Source organism: Staphylococcus sp. GDY8P196P (genome assembly GCF_017891705.1).
Classification (GTDB): domain Bacteria; phylum Bacillota; class Bacilli; order Staphylococcales; family Staphylococcaceae; genus Staphylococcus; species Staphylococcus ureilyticus.
The window spans coordinates 1-974 of the sequence record NZ_JAESJS010000033.1 but is presented as its reverse complement, the minus strand read 5'-3'; the positions used below and the strand labels follow the sequence as shown (position 1 = coordinate 974).

The 974-nt window shown below is 30.3% G+C and carries 2 protein-coding genes; both read left to right on the top strand.

Features of this window, described 5'->3' with window-relative positions:
- Nucleotides 1-144, top strand: a 144-nt coding sequence (locus KA814_RS13395) for a multicopper oxidase domain-containing protein (protein WP_210122801.1), incomplete at its 5' end; no start/stop codon positions are given.
- A gap of 19 nt (nucleotides 145-163) precedes the next feature.
- Nucleotides 164-709: a YdhK family protein gene (locus tag KA814_RS13390; protein ID WP_002510756.1), complete on the top strand. Its 546-nt coding sequence runs from the start codon at nucleotides 164-166 to the stop codon at nucleotides 707-709.
- Nucleotides 710-974 lie beyond the last annotated feature (265 nt).

Here is a 974-nt window from a genome sequence, read left to right as displayed (position 1 = left end):
AAAAAAGACGTTATATCTCTGGAACCTGGACAAAAAGCCAAAATAGAAGTGGTTTTTAAAAATACTGGGACATACATGTTCCATTGTCACATACTTGAGCATGAAGATAATGGAATGATGGGACAAATAAAAGTAACAAAATAATTTATAAGGAGAATTCAATATGATGAAAAAATTGAGCTCAATTATAGTAGCTTCAGGATTAGTATTATCAGCTTGTTCAACTGGTAACGAAGAAGAAGAAAATTCTAAAGATCAAAAACAAGAAAAACATATGAATCATAAGAGTGAAAGTAAAGCCCCAGATAATATGAAAAGTACAGATGACAGTAAATATAAAAAGGACGATAAAATAACAATTACAGCTGATCATATGCCTGGTATGAAAAATGCCAAAGGTACTGTGAAAGGTGCTTATAAAACGTATGCTTATGTCGTGAGTTACACACCTACAAATGGTGATGAAAAAGTTAATAATCACAAATGGGTCGTTAATGAGGAAGTTGCAGATGCCCCTGAAAATGGATTCAAGAAAGGTGATACAGTTAAATTAGAAGCTGACCATATGCCTGGTATGAAAGGTGCAGAAGCTCAAATTGATGATGTAGAAAAAACAACCGTTTATATGGTGGATTATAAATCAACAGAAAACGATGAGATGGTTAAAAATCATAAATGGATGACAACTGACGAACTAAAATCTCGTTAATGTCTATCATTTTAAAGCTTTAAAGTATTTAGTTAGTTATTCACAAATGCAATGAGAATCCCCTTTGTTAAATAGACAAGTAAACAAATAAAATTTATGGCCACTCTCATATCCACAATAATGAGAGTGGCCATTTGTTTAGAAAAATTAAATGATTTTAATGAAAATGAGGGGATCTTTTATAATTTATCAATGGAATTTGGTTTTTTTTTTAATGGAATTTTGTATGTATTTTGGTTTTTGTTTTTTGTTTTTTTTTTTTTGT